General features: G+C 55.8%; 21 protein-coding genes. 6 read left to right on the top strand and 15 right to left on the bottom strand.

Annotated features, from left to right (window positions below; all coding sequences use genetic code 11):
• Positions 1 to 99 precede the first annotated feature (99 nt).
• From VA599_RS23745 to VA599_RS23720, 6 genes are all read right to left on the bottom strand, one after another.
• A complete protein-coding gene (locus VA599_RS23745; RefSeq protein WP_346790961.1) occupies positions 100 to 1677 on the bottom strand; it encodes a hypothetical protein in 1578 nt (525 codons plus the stop codon).
• Positions 1678 to 1837: 160 nt separating this feature from the next.
• Positions 1838 to 2071 carry a hypothetical protein gene (locus VA599_RS23740; protein ID WP_346790960.1) on the bottom strand — a complete coding sequence of 78 codons (234 nt, stop codon included), beginning with the start codon at positions 2069 to 2071 and terminating at the stop codon, positions 1838 to 1840.
• A gap of 43 nt (positions 2072 to 2114) precedes the next feature.
• Positions 2115 to 2357 (bottom strand): hypothetical protein, encoded by a 243-nt coding sequence (locus VA599_RS23735; RefSeq protein ID WP_346790959.1) that lies wholly within the window; start codon positions 2355 to 2357, stop codon positions 2115 to 2117.
• Entirely contained in the window at positions 2335 to 3738 is a 1404-nt protein-coding gene (locus tag VA599_RS23730) for a phage/plasmid replication protein, II/X family (protein WP_346790958.1), read from the bottom strand. The genes VA599_RS23735 and VA599_RS23730 overlap by 23 nt, the downstream gene beginning before the upstream one ends.
• Position 3739: 1 nt before the next feature.
• Positions 3740 to 4063, bottom strand: a complete 324-nt coding sequence (locus tag VA599_RS23725; protein WP_346790957.1) for a hypothetical protein — start codon at positions 4061 to 4063, stop codon at positions 3740 to 3742.
• A gap of 39 nt (positions 4064 to 4102) precedes the next feature.
• A complete protein-coding gene (locus VA599_RS23720; protein ID WP_346790956.1) occupies positions 4103 to 4609 on the bottom strand; it encodes a hypothetical protein in 507 nt (168 codons plus the stop codon).
• A gap of 101 nt (positions 4610 to 4710) precedes the next feature.
• On the opposite strand from VA599_RS23720, the gene VA599_RS23715 reads away from it, so the two are divergent.
• The gene (locus VA599_RS23715; RefSeq protein ID WP_346790954.1) at positions 4711 to 5112 is read left to right on the top strand and encodes a helix-turn-helix domain-containing protein; all 402 of its coding nucleotides are present in this window, start codon (positions 4711 to 4713) and stop codon (positions 5110 to 5112) included.
• Positions 5113 to 5206: 94 nt separating this feature from the next.
• The gene (locus VA599_RS23710; RefSeq protein ID WP_346790953.1) at positions 5207 to 5659 is read left to right on the top strand and encodes a hypothetical protein; all 453 of its coding nucleotides are present in this window, start codon (positions 5207 to 5209) and stop codon (positions 5657 to 5659) included.
• A 120-nt stretch (positions 5660 to 5779) separates the two neighbouring features.
• Here the strand turns inward: VA599_RS23710 and VA599_RS23705 are convergent, their stop codons facing one another.
• From VA599_RS23705 to VA599_RS23670, 8 genes are all read right to left on the bottom strand, one after another.
• Positions 5780 to 6097, bottom strand: coding sequence for a hypothetical protein (locus VA599_RS23705; RefSeq protein ID WP_346790952.1), 318 nt, complete (start codon positions 6095 to 6097; stop codon positions 5780 to 5782).
• 553 nt (positions 6098 to 6650) lie between these two features.
• Positions 6651 to 7793, bottom strand: coding sequence for a zonular occludens toxin domain-containing protein (locus VA599_RS23700; protein ID WP_346790951.1), 1143 nt, complete (start codon positions 7791 to 7793; stop codon positions 6651 to 6653).
• Positions 7790 to 8104 (bottom strand): DUF2523 family protein, encoded by a 315-nt coding sequence (locus tag VA599_RS23695; protein WP_346790949.1) that lies wholly within the window; start codon positions 8102 to 8104, stop codon positions 7790 to 7792. Before VA599_RS23695 ends, VA599_RS23700 begins: the two co-directional genes overlap by 4 nt.
• Position 8105: 1 nt before the next feature.
• A complete protein-coding gene (locus VA599_RS23690; RefSeq protein WP_346790947.1) occupies positions 8106 to 9497 on the bottom strand; it encodes a virulence factor TspB C-terminal domain-related protein in 1392 nt (463 codons plus the stop codon).
• Positions 9498 to 9557: 60 nt separating this feature from the next.
• Positions 9558 to 9761, bottom strand: a complete 204-nt coding sequence (locus tag VA599_RS23685) for a major capsid protein (protein ID WP_346790945.1) — start codon at positions 9759 to 9761, stop codon at positions 9558 to 9560.
• A gap of 169 nt (positions 9762 to 9930) precedes the next feature.
• Positions 9931 to 11241 carry a phage/plasmid replication domain-containing protein gene (locus VA599_RS23680; protein WP_346790944.1) on the bottom strand — a complete coding sequence of 437 codons (1311 nt, stop codon included), beginning with the start codon at positions 11239 to 11241 and terminating at the stop codon, positions 9931 to 9933.
• Between the two features lie 3 nt (positions 11242 to 11244).
• On the bottom strand, positions 11245 to 11583 hold the full coding sequence (locus VA599_RS23675; RefSeq protein WP_346790943.1) for a hypothetical protein: 339 nt from the start codon (positions 11581 to 11583) through the stop codon (positions 11245 to 11247).
• Between the two features lie 28 nt (positions 11584 to 11611).
• Positions 11612 to 11779 (bottom strand): hypothetical protein, encoded by a 168-nt coding sequence (locus VA599_RS23670; RefSeq protein ID WP_346790941.1) that lies wholly within the window; start codon positions 11777 to 11779, stop codon positions 11612 to 11614.
• 101 nt (positions 11780 to 11880) lie between these two features.
• Between VA599_RS23670 and VA599_RS23665 the strand changes: the two genes are divergently transcribed.
• From VA599_RS23665 to VA599_RS23655, 3 genes are all read left to right on the top strand, one after another.
• On the top strand, positions 11881 to 12315 hold the full coding sequence (locus tag VA599_RS23665) for a hypothetical protein (RefSeq protein WP_346790939.1): 435 nt from the start codon (positions 11881 to 11883) through the stop codon (positions 12313 to 12315).
• Positions 12316 to 12406: 91 nt separating this feature from the next.
• On the top strand, positions 12407 to 12859 hold the full coding sequence (locus VA599_RS23660; RefSeq protein WP_168228430.1) for a hypothetical protein: 453 nt from the start codon (positions 12407 to 12409) through the stop codon (positions 12857 to 12859).
• Between the two features lie 61 nt (positions 12860 to 12920).
• Positions 12921 to 13301 (top strand): hypothetical protein, encoded by a 381-nt coding sequence (locus VA599_RS23655; RefSeq protein ID WP_346790938.1) that lies wholly within the window; start codon positions 12921 to 12923, stop codon positions 13299 to 13301.
• Between the two features lie 48 nt (positions 13302 to 13349).
• Here the strand turns inward: VA599_RS23655 and VA599_RS23650 are convergent, their stop codons facing one another.
• Positions 13350 to 13634, bottom strand: coding sequence for a DUF3892 domain-containing protein (locus VA599_RS23650; RefSeq protein ID WP_346790936.1), 285 nt, complete (start codon positions 13632 to 13634; stop codon positions 13350 to 13352).
• Positions 13635 to 13992: 358 nt separating this feature from the next.
• Between VA599_RS23650 and VA599_RS23645 the strand changes: the two genes are divergently transcribed.
• Positions 13993 to 14793: a hypothetical protein gene (locus tag VA599_RS23645; RefSeq protein ID WP_346790934.1), complete on the top strand. Its 801-nt coding sequence runs from the start codon at positions 13993 to 13995 to the stop codon at positions 14791 to 14793.
• Positions 14794 to 14801: the final 8 nt, after the last annotated feature.

Here is a 14801-nt window from a genome sequence, read left to right as displayed (position 1 = left end):
AAGAAGGTCACGAACTTGACGATGATGCTGCGCACCAGGAACGCCAGCGCGGTATTGAGCGCGGAAACCAGAATGCCAAAAAGTGGAGCCATGGCGACCTCAAGCGGAAAGGATGATGAACAGCGCGACCAGCATCCAAACGACCGACATCGTGGAGAAGATCGCCGCGCGGTTCTCCTCGGCCAGGTCGCAGTGCGTGGTCATCTGAATGGATTTGCCGAACAGATCGAACACCGGCTTGGGGCACTCGCCTGTATGGTTCGGCATGCGGAAGTTGCGCAGCTCCGGGAACAGGTTCAGCAGCGGCCGCAGGATCTCGGCGGCGGATGGGATGTTCTCCAGACCCGGCACGCCTACGCCCGGATCTGGCCCGAGGTCCGGCTTTTGGCTCGTTTCCGGCGTCGGATTTGGCTTGGGGTCCGGTGTCGGTGTCGGTGTCGGCGGCGTCAGCGGGATGGGATTCGGCGAGATCGGCACCGGCTGGCCAGGCGCGCGGGACGGCGTGCTGTTGATCATGTCGCCCCAGGTTGGGCGGATATCCGCGTTCTCGGCGCGCATCTTGGCGATGTCCTCCGCCGTGATGGGATCGGTCGCCGAGTACGGCAGACCATCGTAGCCAGGCTTGCCCGCTGCCTGCTGCCAGAGGCGATTCGCCAACTGGGCAATCAGCGCATCCGGCACCGGCTGTTTCAGATCCTCGTCCGTCAGCGACTTGACCACATCCTCAAGCGTGCCCGTTGTCGAGGTCGGGGGCTTGTAGGCCTCGTTAGGCAAGAGATAGACCGTGGCACCATCGAATTGAGTCGGCCCGCCTCGGTCGTACTCAAACCGATAGATGCCATACCAGCGCTTGCGCGGCGTGGGGTTCCATGGGCCGGGCCAGCCAGGCGGTGCGGGCTGCGGCTCTTCCAGCTGATAATCAATCGGCTTCAGCCAGGTGACGCGGCAGTTGTTCCGGTTGTTGCTGGGTTTGCATAGCGTGTTGAGCACATGCGCCTGATACTGCTGCGTGGCGTCGGCCCCTGACATCACGAACAAGGCTTGATTCGTGGAGGACATGGACAGCATCCAGAACGGGAATTGCGGGCCGGCAACGGGCTGGGCGGCGCATTCGGAGCTGAGCGAGGCATTGCATAGCGGGCTGCGGTAAAGCTGGATAGCGCCAGCGCCGGGCACCGGCTGCGGCTGCGGCGTGGTGGGATTATCCGTAGCGGTCGCAATGGACAGCGTCAGCGCGGCGGGCTCCGGCTGGCCGTTGGGCATCAGCTTGGGTGTTTCCTGGCCGTTGGGGCCGGGCACCGTGGCAGATTCCTGCGTGAGCTTGTACGCGCCCCAGGCGACCGCACCCACGGCGGCCACCGCTCCCACGCCGAGGGCGCAAGTCAGCCACACCGGCGCGCCGGCGACGGCGGCAATCGTCGTCACCGCCGTACTAGCCCACATGGCATCGTTCGCCGCGTTGCCGATATAGGTCATCGTGCGCGCGAACACGGCATCATTGGCGGCATACATCACGCCCCGGCGCTCGAGGTTCATCACGACAGCTTTGCCCACGGCCCGGTTAATCACCCCCTCAAACACGGGCGCCAGCGCCAGCGCGGGACTGGCGTAAACCTGCTGCTGGAACAACACCGACGTCAGCGAAAAAATCAGCACTATCCGCTTCCACAGTTTCATGTCAGTGCCCCCGCAATCCCAGGACGACCACGAAGCCGCAGATCATGCCGAATGCAAAAATAAACAGATACCAAAGCGCATTGATCGACATTCCATCCTCGCGAAAAAAAGGGACGCCGAAGCGCCCCAAGTCCAAATAATTCGTTTACAACCTGCTGCGTTAGGCGCTCTTGACCATGCCCAGCACGATTTTTGCGCCCTTGATTGCCAGGTAGACCACGGCCATCAAGCCCGCGATGGCCAGCACGGCAGTAATGACGGTGCTGAAGTCGATATTGCTGGTCAGCGGCGTCAGATCCGGGCCGGCAGCGGCAGCTTTGGCAGCGGTAGGAGCCAGAAGCGCGGCAACCGGAGCGACAACAGCGAGGGCGACGGAGAAAGCTTTATTGAACATCACGGATTTCCTTGTAGATCCCGGATAACGTCCGGTGCGTGGGTCAGGCGCGGCGTAGAAAGCCGAGTACCAACCCGATGGAATGACTGACCAGCCAGAGGCCGACAACAGTCGAAAAAGCGAAGGCCCAAATCGCCGAGGCGTAGCCGTAATCAAACGGCGCATTGGCAGCCTGAAATTGTTGGTAATCGGCGGGCTGAAGCAGGATCAGCCCGGCGCACTGCTCGACCGGCGTCGCGACGGTATGCAGCTGGCCAACGGCATCAGCGCTGACGCAGATGGCCATGACCGCCCTCCCCTTGCTGGCGGCCGCCGCGTGAGGCCTGGTAGTAGCCCTGCGACGACTCCAGCGGGGGCGCGGAGGCATCACGCGCCGGAATCTTGTAGTCGCCCAGCGCCTGAGCGAAGGCCGCCAGGCGGTCGGGGTCGTCGATCACATTGCCGTTGCTGACCATCAGCACCGGAGCCTGTTCGTTCGCCGCGACGGCGGCCATGCGTTCCTGTTGCTCGATCTTGCGCAACGACTCGGCGGTTTCCTTGCGCACTCGATCCACGTACAGCCGCTGCTGATGCGCCCAATACCAGTCGGGGCACGCCAGCGGCTGAACCTCAATCACCTTGATGACGTGATTGACCTTCTCGAACTTGGCCAACGGTTCATTGATATCAATGCCGTATTCGCGCAGCTGCTTGGCGTGGCGGTAGAAAGTCGCTTGAGACAGCAGCGGGCGCACGTCTTCGCCGCGCAGGTAGCAGGCGGCAGTCATGCGGATTTTGGACGGCAAGCCCTCGATGTCCAGGCGGGTAATATCCTCGCGGACGCGGTTAAGCAAGGGCTGCGTTTCTGAGCGGAAAAGAGCTACGATTTTTTCCATCGTAATGTCTCCAAGGTACTGAAGGCTCTTGTCACGCAGCAGAAGGCGACCTGCCTCAAGCTCTGCCCGCACAATGCCTTGTTCCTTTGCGAATTGATAAACAGGGTCAGTTTTGATTTCGGTTTTAGAGCGCCCATGCATGTGACCAGGGGCGAGCATTTCAATGTGCTTGATATACAGCTTGAACATCTTGCGCCCCGCCTTGCTGCCCCAGGAGCAAGACTCTGGGCAGGTGCGGTTCCGCTTGATATTGTTCATGGACTGAGTAGAGGCCCAGCCCATGAAAGCAGCCGCGTTTTCCGGGCTGCCGGTGGCGAGATTTTCTGTAACGTGGAAGTTTGAAACCTTTGCGCCGGTCCACTTGATCAAGTTGATACCGTGCTGAAGGTCATACGCTGAAGGGTTTGCGTTTACCACCTGTTCACCCTTGGTGAAAGGAGGCAAACGGAAACGCCCCAGAATCTCATTGCACTTGGCAATGGTGGCATCCCAATCGAGATTGAAGAGGTTGTCAGCCCTATCCAGGCGGCCAATGTTCCCGGTGAGGGAAACACGAAAACCGTCGCTTTTGATCACCACAAGGCTGTCAAATGAGCCGCGAATAAACAGTTTGGAGGACTGCCCCCACTCCGCATCTTCCACTAGCTCGCCGGTTTCCATGTCTCGCCCCCACTTACCGACAACTCCCGAGTCCACCAGCGGCAGAGTCGGCTCGACTTCGCCGGTATCCGGGTTGTAACGCCCCGGATACGTCTGCGAAATCGTGATGCTGTCGATAAAAAGCGAATTCATCCTACGCAGAGCCCTTAGCTTGTTGCTCTACCAGGTTGACCGGGTGTTCAAGACCAGAGATAACCGCCTTCAGCTTGCCTGCGAACATTTCGTGATCAATGGCCAGCTCAACGCGACAAGGGTACGTCAGGGCCATGAAGGCCGATTTCGCAGATGCAGCAACCGGGATTTCTACAGCCTCGTAACCGAAGCCCTGCTTGGAGAAATTCTCTTTGGCGACGTTGCCGGCCGGGTTCAGGACGATGGCCGACAAAATGTCAAACGGGCGTTGCGACTCTTTGGCGATGCCCTTGGAATGGGTGAAGCCTGCAAGAAGTGCTTTCATATAGTCCTCGTGAGGGGTGAAGGGCCGGGACTGGCCGAGTTAAAAGGCGTAAACGCCGTAACGGGTTTCCAGCACGAACAGCCGGCGCATCCACTCGCAACGAGTCTCGCGGGCCTGTCCGTAGCCGAGTAGAAAGGCGGGTTTGTGGCCGTGGCGGCGAGTTAGGAGCTGATCCGCCAGCTGAAGCGCCCAAACGCTCATTTGTTTGTCTACGTCCTGGTAGGCGATCTCCAGGGCGGCAATCAGATCCGCGCCGGAGGGGCCGAAATCCCAGGCATTTGCGGGCACTGACATTTCAACAGTTTGTGATAAGTCAGGACATTGGACGTTCTTCAGTTGCTGACTTGTCAGGTAGGCATGCAAGCGGATCGCATGAGACTTGGCGCGGCGGAAGTTGTAGAGCTTGGAATCTGTGCCGCTGTGCAGAAACCAGAAGAACAACGTGCTGCCGGATACCAAGGTGAAGAGCACGAACTGCGATGCATAGGGACGGCGGCTGAGGTACTGCCCTATCTTGGGCGCGTGTGGCTTATGAACCCTATACATGCTATCCCCCTAGATAAATCGGTTAACAATTAGCTGCTCACGGACGTAAGCAGCTGAGGGGATGATAAACTGCTCACATACGTAAGCGCAATGGAGACGACATGAAACGGAGTTCCGATTATCTGAGAGAAGCGCTAGAGGCTATGGGGGATATCAGCCAGAACCAAAAGGCTAAAAAGCTAGGCATCAGTAGTGGCGGCATGAGCATGTATCTATCGGGTGAGCGCATCATGGATAACTACGCCTGCATGATGGTTGCCCAGGTATTGGGCCTGGAGGGAATCGAGGTAATTGCAGCCGCGCAAATGGAAAGAGAGAAAAGCGAAGAGCGTCGAGCGTTTTGGGAGGAGCTAAGAAAAAAACTAGGCGTCCTTGGGCTCGCAGGATGGGTCGCAGGGGCCGCCCTTCTCGCACATCCTGAGGCAGCAAAGTCGATTGGAATCAATGACTTGAGCAATATAGACAATCTATATTATGTCAAATCGTGCACTGACCAGAATTAGGCGGTTCCTGGCTAGGATACTGTCCTTTCGTACAGGCACCAATTACGCAACACTGCCAATCTAGGGAGTTCCACCAACAACAATCAGCGCTCGTATGAAACAGAATCAGCCGTGGTGCGAATTCCCCTGCAGCCCTGACGATCTCGTCGGGGCTGTTTCGTTTGGTGACATTGAAGAAACTGCTGCAGAACTCGGCGTCAGCGCCCAGCAGCTGGCCTACTGGCGGCGTGGCCGTGAGCCAGTGCCTCGCGTGGTCTACCTGTACCTGCGGCACCGCTCAGAGACGATCCTAGGCGCGCAATACGGGCCGTTCGCCGGGTTCCGACTATGTGATCGCGGTGACGCTCTGGTATGCCCAGGAACTGGCATCCGGATAAACCACACCGAGGTTACACGCCTGCCGGAATACCGCCGCGCCCAGCGCCTGGCCAGCGACCAGGCCGAGCTGATCGAGCGGCTGATGGTTGAGCGGGATTTCTATCGAAGAAACTGCCACCGGCAAGCACGATTCGGCATGCTGCTGAACCGGCTGCTGGGCGACGAGTAGTCTCAAAATGAGACAAAAGACGGGGGTCTAAAGTGGCGAGTGAGTGCCAATATGGCACAAGAGACGGGTATTACTAGTCACCCGTCTCTCTGCGGTCCACCCCCACACGTCGAAAAGCGGTCAGGCACCAGGCAAATCCTGCTGCGCAAGCTGGGCCTCTTCCATCATTTCATCAGCAGTCAAGGAATGATCGGTCTCATACAGTTCAATGCCGAAAATCTTGTCATTCCGATTGACGATGCCTTGCATCAGCGCGTCCATTTTCTTGCGTGGCAGGCAGTACATCAGCCGTGGCGTCAGGAACAAGCGAATCCTGATGACGTGGCCAGGCGGATAGTGTGCGTTGATCTTGGCGGCCTCGGTCTGCAGCCAGCCCTTGAATTTCAACGGCGTGACTTCTGGCGGCGGATTCAGAATGGAAAGTGTCGCGGATCGCATGAAACGTCCTCAGGTCGTGAAAACGCTTCAATTTACCATGCCGATATCATGGGAAGGCAAAGACTCCCTCGCCGGGAGGGCATCCCCCGGCGATGTTTGCAACATCACCGGGCGTTGCCCGGAGGGTATTTGGTGATTCGGGCGTCAAGGGCCCGAGTCCTCGCCTACGGCTGCGGGCCGCGCCAAGCCCTTGACCCCCTGAAGACAATCCAGCGCGCCCGATGGCGCGACGGCGTCAACGCTTGCAACGAACACTCTATCTCTCTCTACTGCATTCCAGGTCGGTCCGGCATGTGGATAGGCGCCATTCGCTCATGCGTCGCCCTGCTCCGCCTTTGCTCACTGGCTTCGCACACTCCGCTACGCTTCGCTGCGCTCCGGAAGCTACGCCGGGCGTTCTCGCCGGCGGGGGCTCCGAAATCGCTCAGACCCCTATTCCCCACACCCGCCCTCGCCTACACTTCGCGCCGCTCGAATCGTTCCAAGACGCGTTTCCGCCGTCATTGGATGGCGCAGTGAAATCAACAGCCAAAAAAAACCGGCGCAGGCCGGTTTATCGATGGGGCTGATTGCCGAAATCTGACTGCATTGGCGGGCCACCATCAATACGGGCAATCTGAGCATTACCCATCATGGCGATCTGCGAGCGCCGCGGCTGCTCGCCTGGCTGCTGCAGCTGACGCTGAGGATCCTCTACGCGGTCTACCTGCTGCAGCGGCGTTTCATCGCGGTACGGATCGAACCAGCTGCGAACCACCATCTGCCGGCAAGTTCCTTCCGGCAAATCATCAATCGGCGTGCCTTGCTGGGTATAACACTGGCAGCGCCTGGCTGACGCCACGCACGCGGCCGCCCTGGGGAACGTCCGAGGTTTGGCCAGCTCGTCGTAGACCGGGGCCGAGTCCGGCGCGCCTGGCATGCGCGGGACGCGCGCCTGGGCGTATTCAACGGGCGTCAGAGGCGCAACACGGGCCGGACCTGACGGCGCAGCCGGCGCGCCTGGCATGATGCCGCCAGAAGATGGCGCGGCCGAAGCCTGGGGCTGATGATCCTTGTCCCCTACCCCCTTCAATGAATGGAACACATACGGCACCGCCAAAGCGATGAAAAGCAGAACACCACCCAGGAGAAATAATTTCTTGGGCAGTCGAACCTTGACCGTGTGAGCCTCTGCGGACTTGTACCAGGCATAAACCTTTTTCGGAAATTGAAACGTGCGCTTATCCAGACAGTCGGCTTTAGCCTGGCGTGCATTCGGGTTTTCTTGGCACGACTCCCAGCGCAATAAATTAGAGCGCGACATACCAAAAAGGCGGATCAGATGATAATGGCGGCCAACCAAGGGTCTAATAAATGAATCAATCAGGCGGGGATGCTGGGTGATAAGGAAAATATCAATACCTAAATGGCGGTGAGTAGCGAATTTATCGACAGAAACAGGAACCGTTGTGCCGGATCGGCGAACCGGAAATACATATTGCGACTCATCGATAACCACAATCGCCAGTGGTGGCAATAAATGCCACTGATGCGGGTCGTTCATTTCAATCCAGCCCAGGATGCGCTTGCCCTCTTCTGTCAAAGGAATTCCGAAATAATAAACCTGGCGGTTGTCATCGTCGGCCATTTTCTTGATTGACTGCAAGCAGTACAGGGTTTTGCCTGAGCCTGGGATGGCAGTAATCAATGTAATCATGCTTTAAACCCCTTCCACTTGGATTGAATCATCGAGCCGGCAGAATCCATTCCTGCTAAAGTGGCGCGAATAATCAGGGCGGAAAACATTATCGATATCGCCTGGCCAAAGCCAGCCAAGCCCGCAATGGCAAATACGTTCACCACCATGCCGGAAACATTGGCGGCAATGGTGGATTTGAGTGCTGAAAATAATGAATTGATTCCGATGTAGCCCACCATGCCAAAACCAATCGCGCCAATTACGCGAGAAACCAAATTCGTAAGAAGCGCAACAGCAACTGCTGAACAAATTGCAATAATTACCGGCATGTCAACCCCTCCTAAAGATAATGAATGCCGCCGCCACTAAGGCAAGTGCAATTACTACTGGGCGTAGGTATTTTGCGAAAGTGCAATATATTTGATAACTAATCGTGATTTGTTGAGTGTAACCATCAAGAGAAATCGGAAACGAGTAGTCGGGTGGGCAAGTCGCGCCAGACATAAACTGATCATTGGTGTTGAGCATTGATGAAACGTCAATAGACGGATCATTTGTGAGATTGCCCGCTGATGTATCCGCAGTTGGCGGCGAGCTGCTGCACAGCCAAGCAAAAAGCCCGGTATAGTCGCAGGGTTTGCAACTTGGGTCTTTAGATGGGTCACAAGGAGGTTTGCAACTAGAATCCTTTTTTGGATCGCATGCCGGGTTATTGTTATTTCCAGTTGAACCACTAGCATCGCCAGGTTTGCCACCATTAGAGCCGGTCGAGCCGTTACCAGTGGAACCGCTAGAGCCAGAAGAGCCGCTGGAACCAGACGAACCGCTAGAGGATTTGCCGCCCGGCGTTGGATCGCTGGTCGTGGTCGGATTACCCGAATTACCCATGCAGAATGTACCGCCATTTACTGTGACAGTGTTGGTTCCAGTTGGGCACGATTGGCCGGGTGGTTTCTGATCGACACACGCGAGGGGTTTACCATTCGAATCGTATAAGGTCATCGTTCCAGCAGGACACGCTAAATCGGTGGAGCCATCAGGCGGCGGCGTGGACGGTTTAGGCGCATTGGGGACGCAGGTCGGAATATCATTGATTTGGCCATATGTCTGCCCGGCCGGGCAGGCGGTATTCGAAGCAGGCGGCTGAGGATTATAGGAGCCGGGAGAACCACCATTCAGCGTGCAATAGCTGCCGGTGTAAACGTGATTCACATAACTAGCGCGCGGCATAACTACTGTGACATCAGTCATGGCACAACCAGCGCCACACTGCTGCATACCAGACGAGCCCGCACCACCATCGCATGCCGGGCCAAACGTGGGATTAACCGTACCCGATTGATTCTGACCGGATTTAGCACCGCACGTCACCTGCATGACTGCCGGATCAGGGCAAGGAGGGTTAGAATTGCCATTACCGTTTCCAGTACCTGGGGGCGTATCACGCGACGATCTGCACCAACCATTCCACGTCGGATCACCATCACCAGAGCCGCAGGAATACGTGGCAGTAGCCGGGTAAAAATTACCGGCGACATTGCAACCCACACCAGTCCACTCACCAGGAATAGCGAGACACGCAGACGCTGCAGCATCCATTGATCCGTATGAGCTGCCATAAAAACCGACTCGTAAAATAGCCTGATAATCGGCATATGCGCTAACGGAAAATAATCCAGCCAGCACCGACGATAGCAACCAAAACAAAATAGCCCGCCACATTATCGCCCTCCAATAAAAAACGGGCGGCAAACGCCGCCCTAATGCCATGACGACAGATGATTACAGCGCGCGGCGAATCACCTTGATGGTGAAAACAGTCACGAGGACGCCAATGGCGGCCATGCCCAACGCCAGGACGGGCGCGTTGGCGGTACCGATTTGCGTGACCAGGGCGGAAACATCAATGGTGCCATCAGCCATGGCGGAACCGGCAGCGGTAGCGACGAAAACAGCGGCGGCGATTTGAGCGAGTTTGGTTTTCATGATGATGAATCTCCAGTTGAGTTTTCTAAAGCGCGTCCGAGTTGGCGGACGATCCATGCAACAGCCCAGACGCCAACAATCGCAAAACCAATCTGGGCCCCTTGCATCGGGGTAAGTGGCAGTAGAAAACCCGCCACGGAATTCAGTTGCTGATATTCAGACGGCGTAATTAATACATATCCGGCACAGCCATCAGGCTGGGCCGTGGTGAGCTGGATTGATCCGTTCGAATCGGGGACGGCGCAAACTGGCATGAGGGATTCTCCTGAAGGCGGCCGGCCACCGGCAGCGGCGCGGCGCAGCCTGCGCCCGCTGCCGGTGCCGGCGCGCCATTGGCAACGAGCTGGACGGACTCGACGGCGTCGCCCTGGATGGCCGACATGGTCATGCGGCGCTGATGGTCCCAATACCATTCAGGGCATTGCAGCGGCTTGATCTGGATGACGTTGATGACGCTGGCAAACTTGGTCAGCGTCGGCAGCGGCTCAGCGATATCCAGGCCGTATTCGCGCAGCTGCGACGCGTGGCGGTAAAACGTGCGACGCGACATAAGGGCGCGTACGTTTTCACCGCGAAGGTAGGCAGCAGCCGTGACGCGAACAGAGGCCGGAAGATGCTCCAATTCAAGACGGGTTACATCCGTTTTGACGCGGCCCACGAGGGGGATTACCTCGGCCTCATACAGTTCAGTCAGTTTTTCCATGGTGATATCACCCAAGAAGCGCAGGTGGTTGTCCCGGAGCAGCAGCCGACCTGCTTTCAACTCCAGCCGAACAACCCCTTCCTGCCGGCAGTATTGGTAGACGGGGTCTTGCTCGATTTCTTCGCGTTTGCGGCCGTGCGGATGGGCCAGCATTTCGGCCCACTTGATGTAAGCGACCAGCTTTTTACGGCCGCCGTTGTCGCCGAAATTGACAGTGGTCTCCCCTGCCCGGCCACGTTTGACACGGCTCAAGGACTGCGTTGCGAGCCAATCAATGGTGGTCTGCGCATTGGCTTCGGAGCCAGTCAAGAAGTTTTGCGTCATATGCAGCATGGAAACGGTGGCGCCGGTCCAGTACTCGAACAGGCCGTGCTTGACGTCGTAGGCTGACGGATTTGGGTTTACCAGCCGCTCGCCTGCAGTGAACGGGGGCAAACCGAAACGCGCCAATATTTGATTGCAACGTTGAATGGTGGCGTCAAATGAGAGATTGAAGAGATTGTCCGGACGATCCAGGCGGCCCACATTGCCGGAAAGCGTGACGCGGAAGCCATCGCACTTGATCCGAATCAGCGTGGAGAACGAGCCTTTGACGCTCTTGGCCGACTGGCTCGCCCAATCAGGCATTTCCGAGTACTCGCCATCGTCGCCTCGACCGAATTTGCCGACGATCCCGTCATCCACCAGCGGCAACGCCGGCTCAACCTCACCCGTTTCCGGGTTCAGTCGGCCGGGGTGACGCTGGCTGATGGTGATCCAGTCGACAAAGAGGCTCATTGGTCAGCCCTTGGCCGGCGCTGCCGCTTGCGGAACCAGGGTCTGCCAATTGGTGACGCCAGTCACGATGGTGACGGGAGTAGGCTTGCCGTTGACCCGCAGAATCTTGGTGTCGGTGGTCAGGTCAGCGATGCAGGGATAGCTCATTTCCTTCAGCTTGCCGATCGCGGCTTCGGCCACTTCAACCGGAACCGGCTCATAGCCGCGCACTTCGCGGTTGTAGCCTTCCTTGCTGAAGTCGGTTGCCGGGAAGTGAGCCTGCAGGTTGGCCATCGAGTACGGCTTGCCGGATTTCTGGCTGATGCCATGGGAGTGTTCGAACATGGTGAGCAGCGAGCGCATGAAAATATCCTCTCGGGGGTAAATTGCGTTACAGCAACCGCAGTTGAACGTCTGCGATGAATTTGAACGGGGTGCGGAAGCGGCGCGGGCGGCCAGGACGGCCGGTGTAGCGGAACCAGGTGAACGACAGGAGGCGGAAGCGACCTGCCGCCAGCGGCTGGGGAACTGCAACGGACTGCGGAACAGCGCGGTACATGGAACTCTCCCCTGCTAAAATTAACCAACAAGCTACTGATCACAACCGTGACCATTGATGGCAATATACCCAATCACAACCGTGACCACAACGGAGATGACATGAAGCTAAGCGTGGACTACCTGCAAGACGCTATCGAAAAGCTGGGCGACATGAGCCAGAACAAAAAGGCCGAAAAGATGGGTCTGAACGGAAACACTCTGAGCCAGTACATGACAGGTGCGAGGATCATGGATGATTACGCATGCATCATGGTTGCCCAGGTGCTGGGAATTGACGGCATGGAAGTGATTGCCGCTGCACAGATGGAAAGAGAAAAAAACCTAGACAAAAAGGCGTTCTGGGAGGATTTCAGGAAAAAGCTCGGCGTCAAATTGGGGATCACCGGGCTGGGAATGGCACTGATAGTGGGGAGCCTCACCCCGAGTAATGCGTATGCGGCTGGCATTCATGCAAACACAATATCTTGTGTTGAATCCGCATTCCAAATCTATATTATGTCAAATCCTGCATGGAGCGGATTTTCAAGCAAATAGCAAAAATGCTGGTGACACGATTCATGTCGCTCCTACGCAACACTCGGCAGAAACTGACACAGGTCTCATACCTCGCGTCGGTTTCTGCATCATGACTAGGCCTTTTGCGAACTTTCATTGCCGCCCGGATGACCTCTACCGGGCGCTTTGTTTTGGTGACATTGAAGAAATGGCCGCCGAGCTCGGTGTCAGCGCGCAACAGCTGGCCTACTGGCGGCGTGGACGCGAGCCCGTGCCGAAGGCAGTTTTCCTGTGGCTGAACCATCGCTCTGATACGACCTTGGGCAAGCAGTTCGGCCCGTTCTGGGGGTTCCGCCTCAGCCGTTACGGCGAGGCCCTGGAGTGTCCGGCAACCGGCGTTCGCATCCCCTACGACGAAATCGCCATGTTGCCGGAGTACCGGCGCTTGAGTCGGCTGGTGAAGCAGCAGGCCGAGCTGATTGAACGCCTGATGACTGAGCGTGACTTCTACCAGTCGAACTGCCACCAGCAAGCCCGCGCCGGCTGGCTGATCAACCAGATTTTCCCGCCTGATGAAGATTGATGCCTTAGAATGACTTCGTCATCATGCTGGCGGGGGTCTTATGAGGCTGGGAATTCTATTCATGGCTGCAGCTCTGTTCTGTGACACGGCAAATTCTCAGGTCCTGGAATGCGTCAACGGCGGCAAGGTCGAGTTTACCAATGCAACGGAATGTCCCAACGGCTTCAAGCCCAAGCGTGCCTTACAGCTGAACGAGAACTATCCTTCTCCATCTGTTAACGCCCCTCGCGCCTACATTTACAACCGCAACCCACCCACCTATTCGCACCCTCTCGTCATTGAGCCTCCCAGGCGCGCATTGCCATCATGTGAGGAGCTCCGAACATGGCGCGACTATTACATGACACAAATGGACCCAAAAGCGAACACCAAAATCCGAGATTTGTTTACCAAGTTGCGTGACGTGCAGGACAAGATGACACAGCAAGATTGTCGGATTTAATTCATTAAAAAAAGCGGACAATCTAGTCCGCTTTTGAATTGCACCTTATCAAGGGCACTCAGGTAGAGCCAAAAGGTTATTTGGATGAATTCCATCGGGCTCTGTTTTCAAATATTTTCTCCCGTTATGTTGTGCTATTACCACCCAAACGGACTTCCCTCCTACTGCCACATAGAAATTGTACTTCCCCTGCTCTATCGCCACGATTGCATCAGGAACTGACATTCTCCACCGGCTTCCATTTGAATTTACGCCACCAATATTCTTAATTCTTTCATGTGGATCACTCCTGTCCGTTTTGTTAATGCATTTAACCTCAATATTTTGTGCCATGCACTTCTCCATTTTTTAAATCCCCTCGCCGGGTGGGCATCCATCCGGGGATGATTGGCTGCGCCATCAACCCCGGACGGATGTCCGGAGGGTATTTCGGGTGGGGGTGTCAATGACCGGCCGCCGCAAATAATGCGGTCTCCCGAGCCGGCCATTGACACCCAGAGAACGTCTAGCGCGCTCGATAGCGCGACGACCACATAATTATCCGCACGGGATATTGTCATGAGCAAGTGGCTAGATCAAAAGTTATTGTCATAAGGAGGTCGCTGTGACAACAGCAACTTCAGTAGTACTACGTAGTACATTTTTCTGTAGCACAGTCTATCTTGCATGAAGTGCCTGGGAGATCGTTGCAATGAGAGATATATGTTATGCCATGCTAAAAATAAGCGATTTCAAAAGATCATCAAATCTTACCTCGCTATTCAATTTGATTGTGGAGAACTTTCCTGATGATGCTTGCTTCTCTATCGTGGGGAAGAAAAGCATTCCTGTCGCTGGGCAAGCGAGCCTTGTTGCGGGCCAATTTAAGACCATTTTTTCAACAAGGGAAAATAAAAGAGAGTATGTATTCATTTTTAATCCCAAAGATGGTCTTTTGTGTTTTGAGTGCGAGCCGGAAGGTATTGTACTTCCTCCGAAAAATGTTTTTGATGTCTTTCAAGGGGTTGTTGCGCGTCTTGCATTTCAAAGCCAGAACGAAAATGCAGCAGCTTATCCAATCCCTAATATTTCCTATTTGATTAGCTCGCTGGAAAAGGCGTTTGATTTCAATGGCAAAAATAGATTCATTGAGATAATAAAAGGCGAAACTATATTGTTAAGGTCATGCAATCCGGATGTTATGGATCAAATAATTAAGGAGCTTAATAGGGCTAATGTTGATGGCGCAAGTAATGATGATGATAAAGTTTCCGAGAAGGATGATCCAAATAGCGAGGCTAAGGCCGCAATTATTCAGAGGGATAATTCTTCGCAAGGAGAAATGATTAATTTGGTGATTGGCGGCTTTGCAAAGCTTTGCATGGGGGAGGTTTCTAGCGAAAGCGTCCCTATTGTTTATAGGGTTATGCCCAAAATTAAAACGACTGATGCGACTGCAAGAAGGAACTGGCTTATAAGTTATTTAATTGAAAAGCACATGAAAAGAGATTGAAAGGTTAT

The organism is Chromobacterium indicum, from assembly GCF_039708975.1.
Taxonomy (GTDB): Bacteria; Pseudomonadota; Gammaproteobacteria; order Burkholderiales; family Chromobacteriaceae; genus Chromobacterium; species Chromobacterium piscinae.
This window is presented reverse-complemented; position numbering and strand designations above follow the sequence as displayed.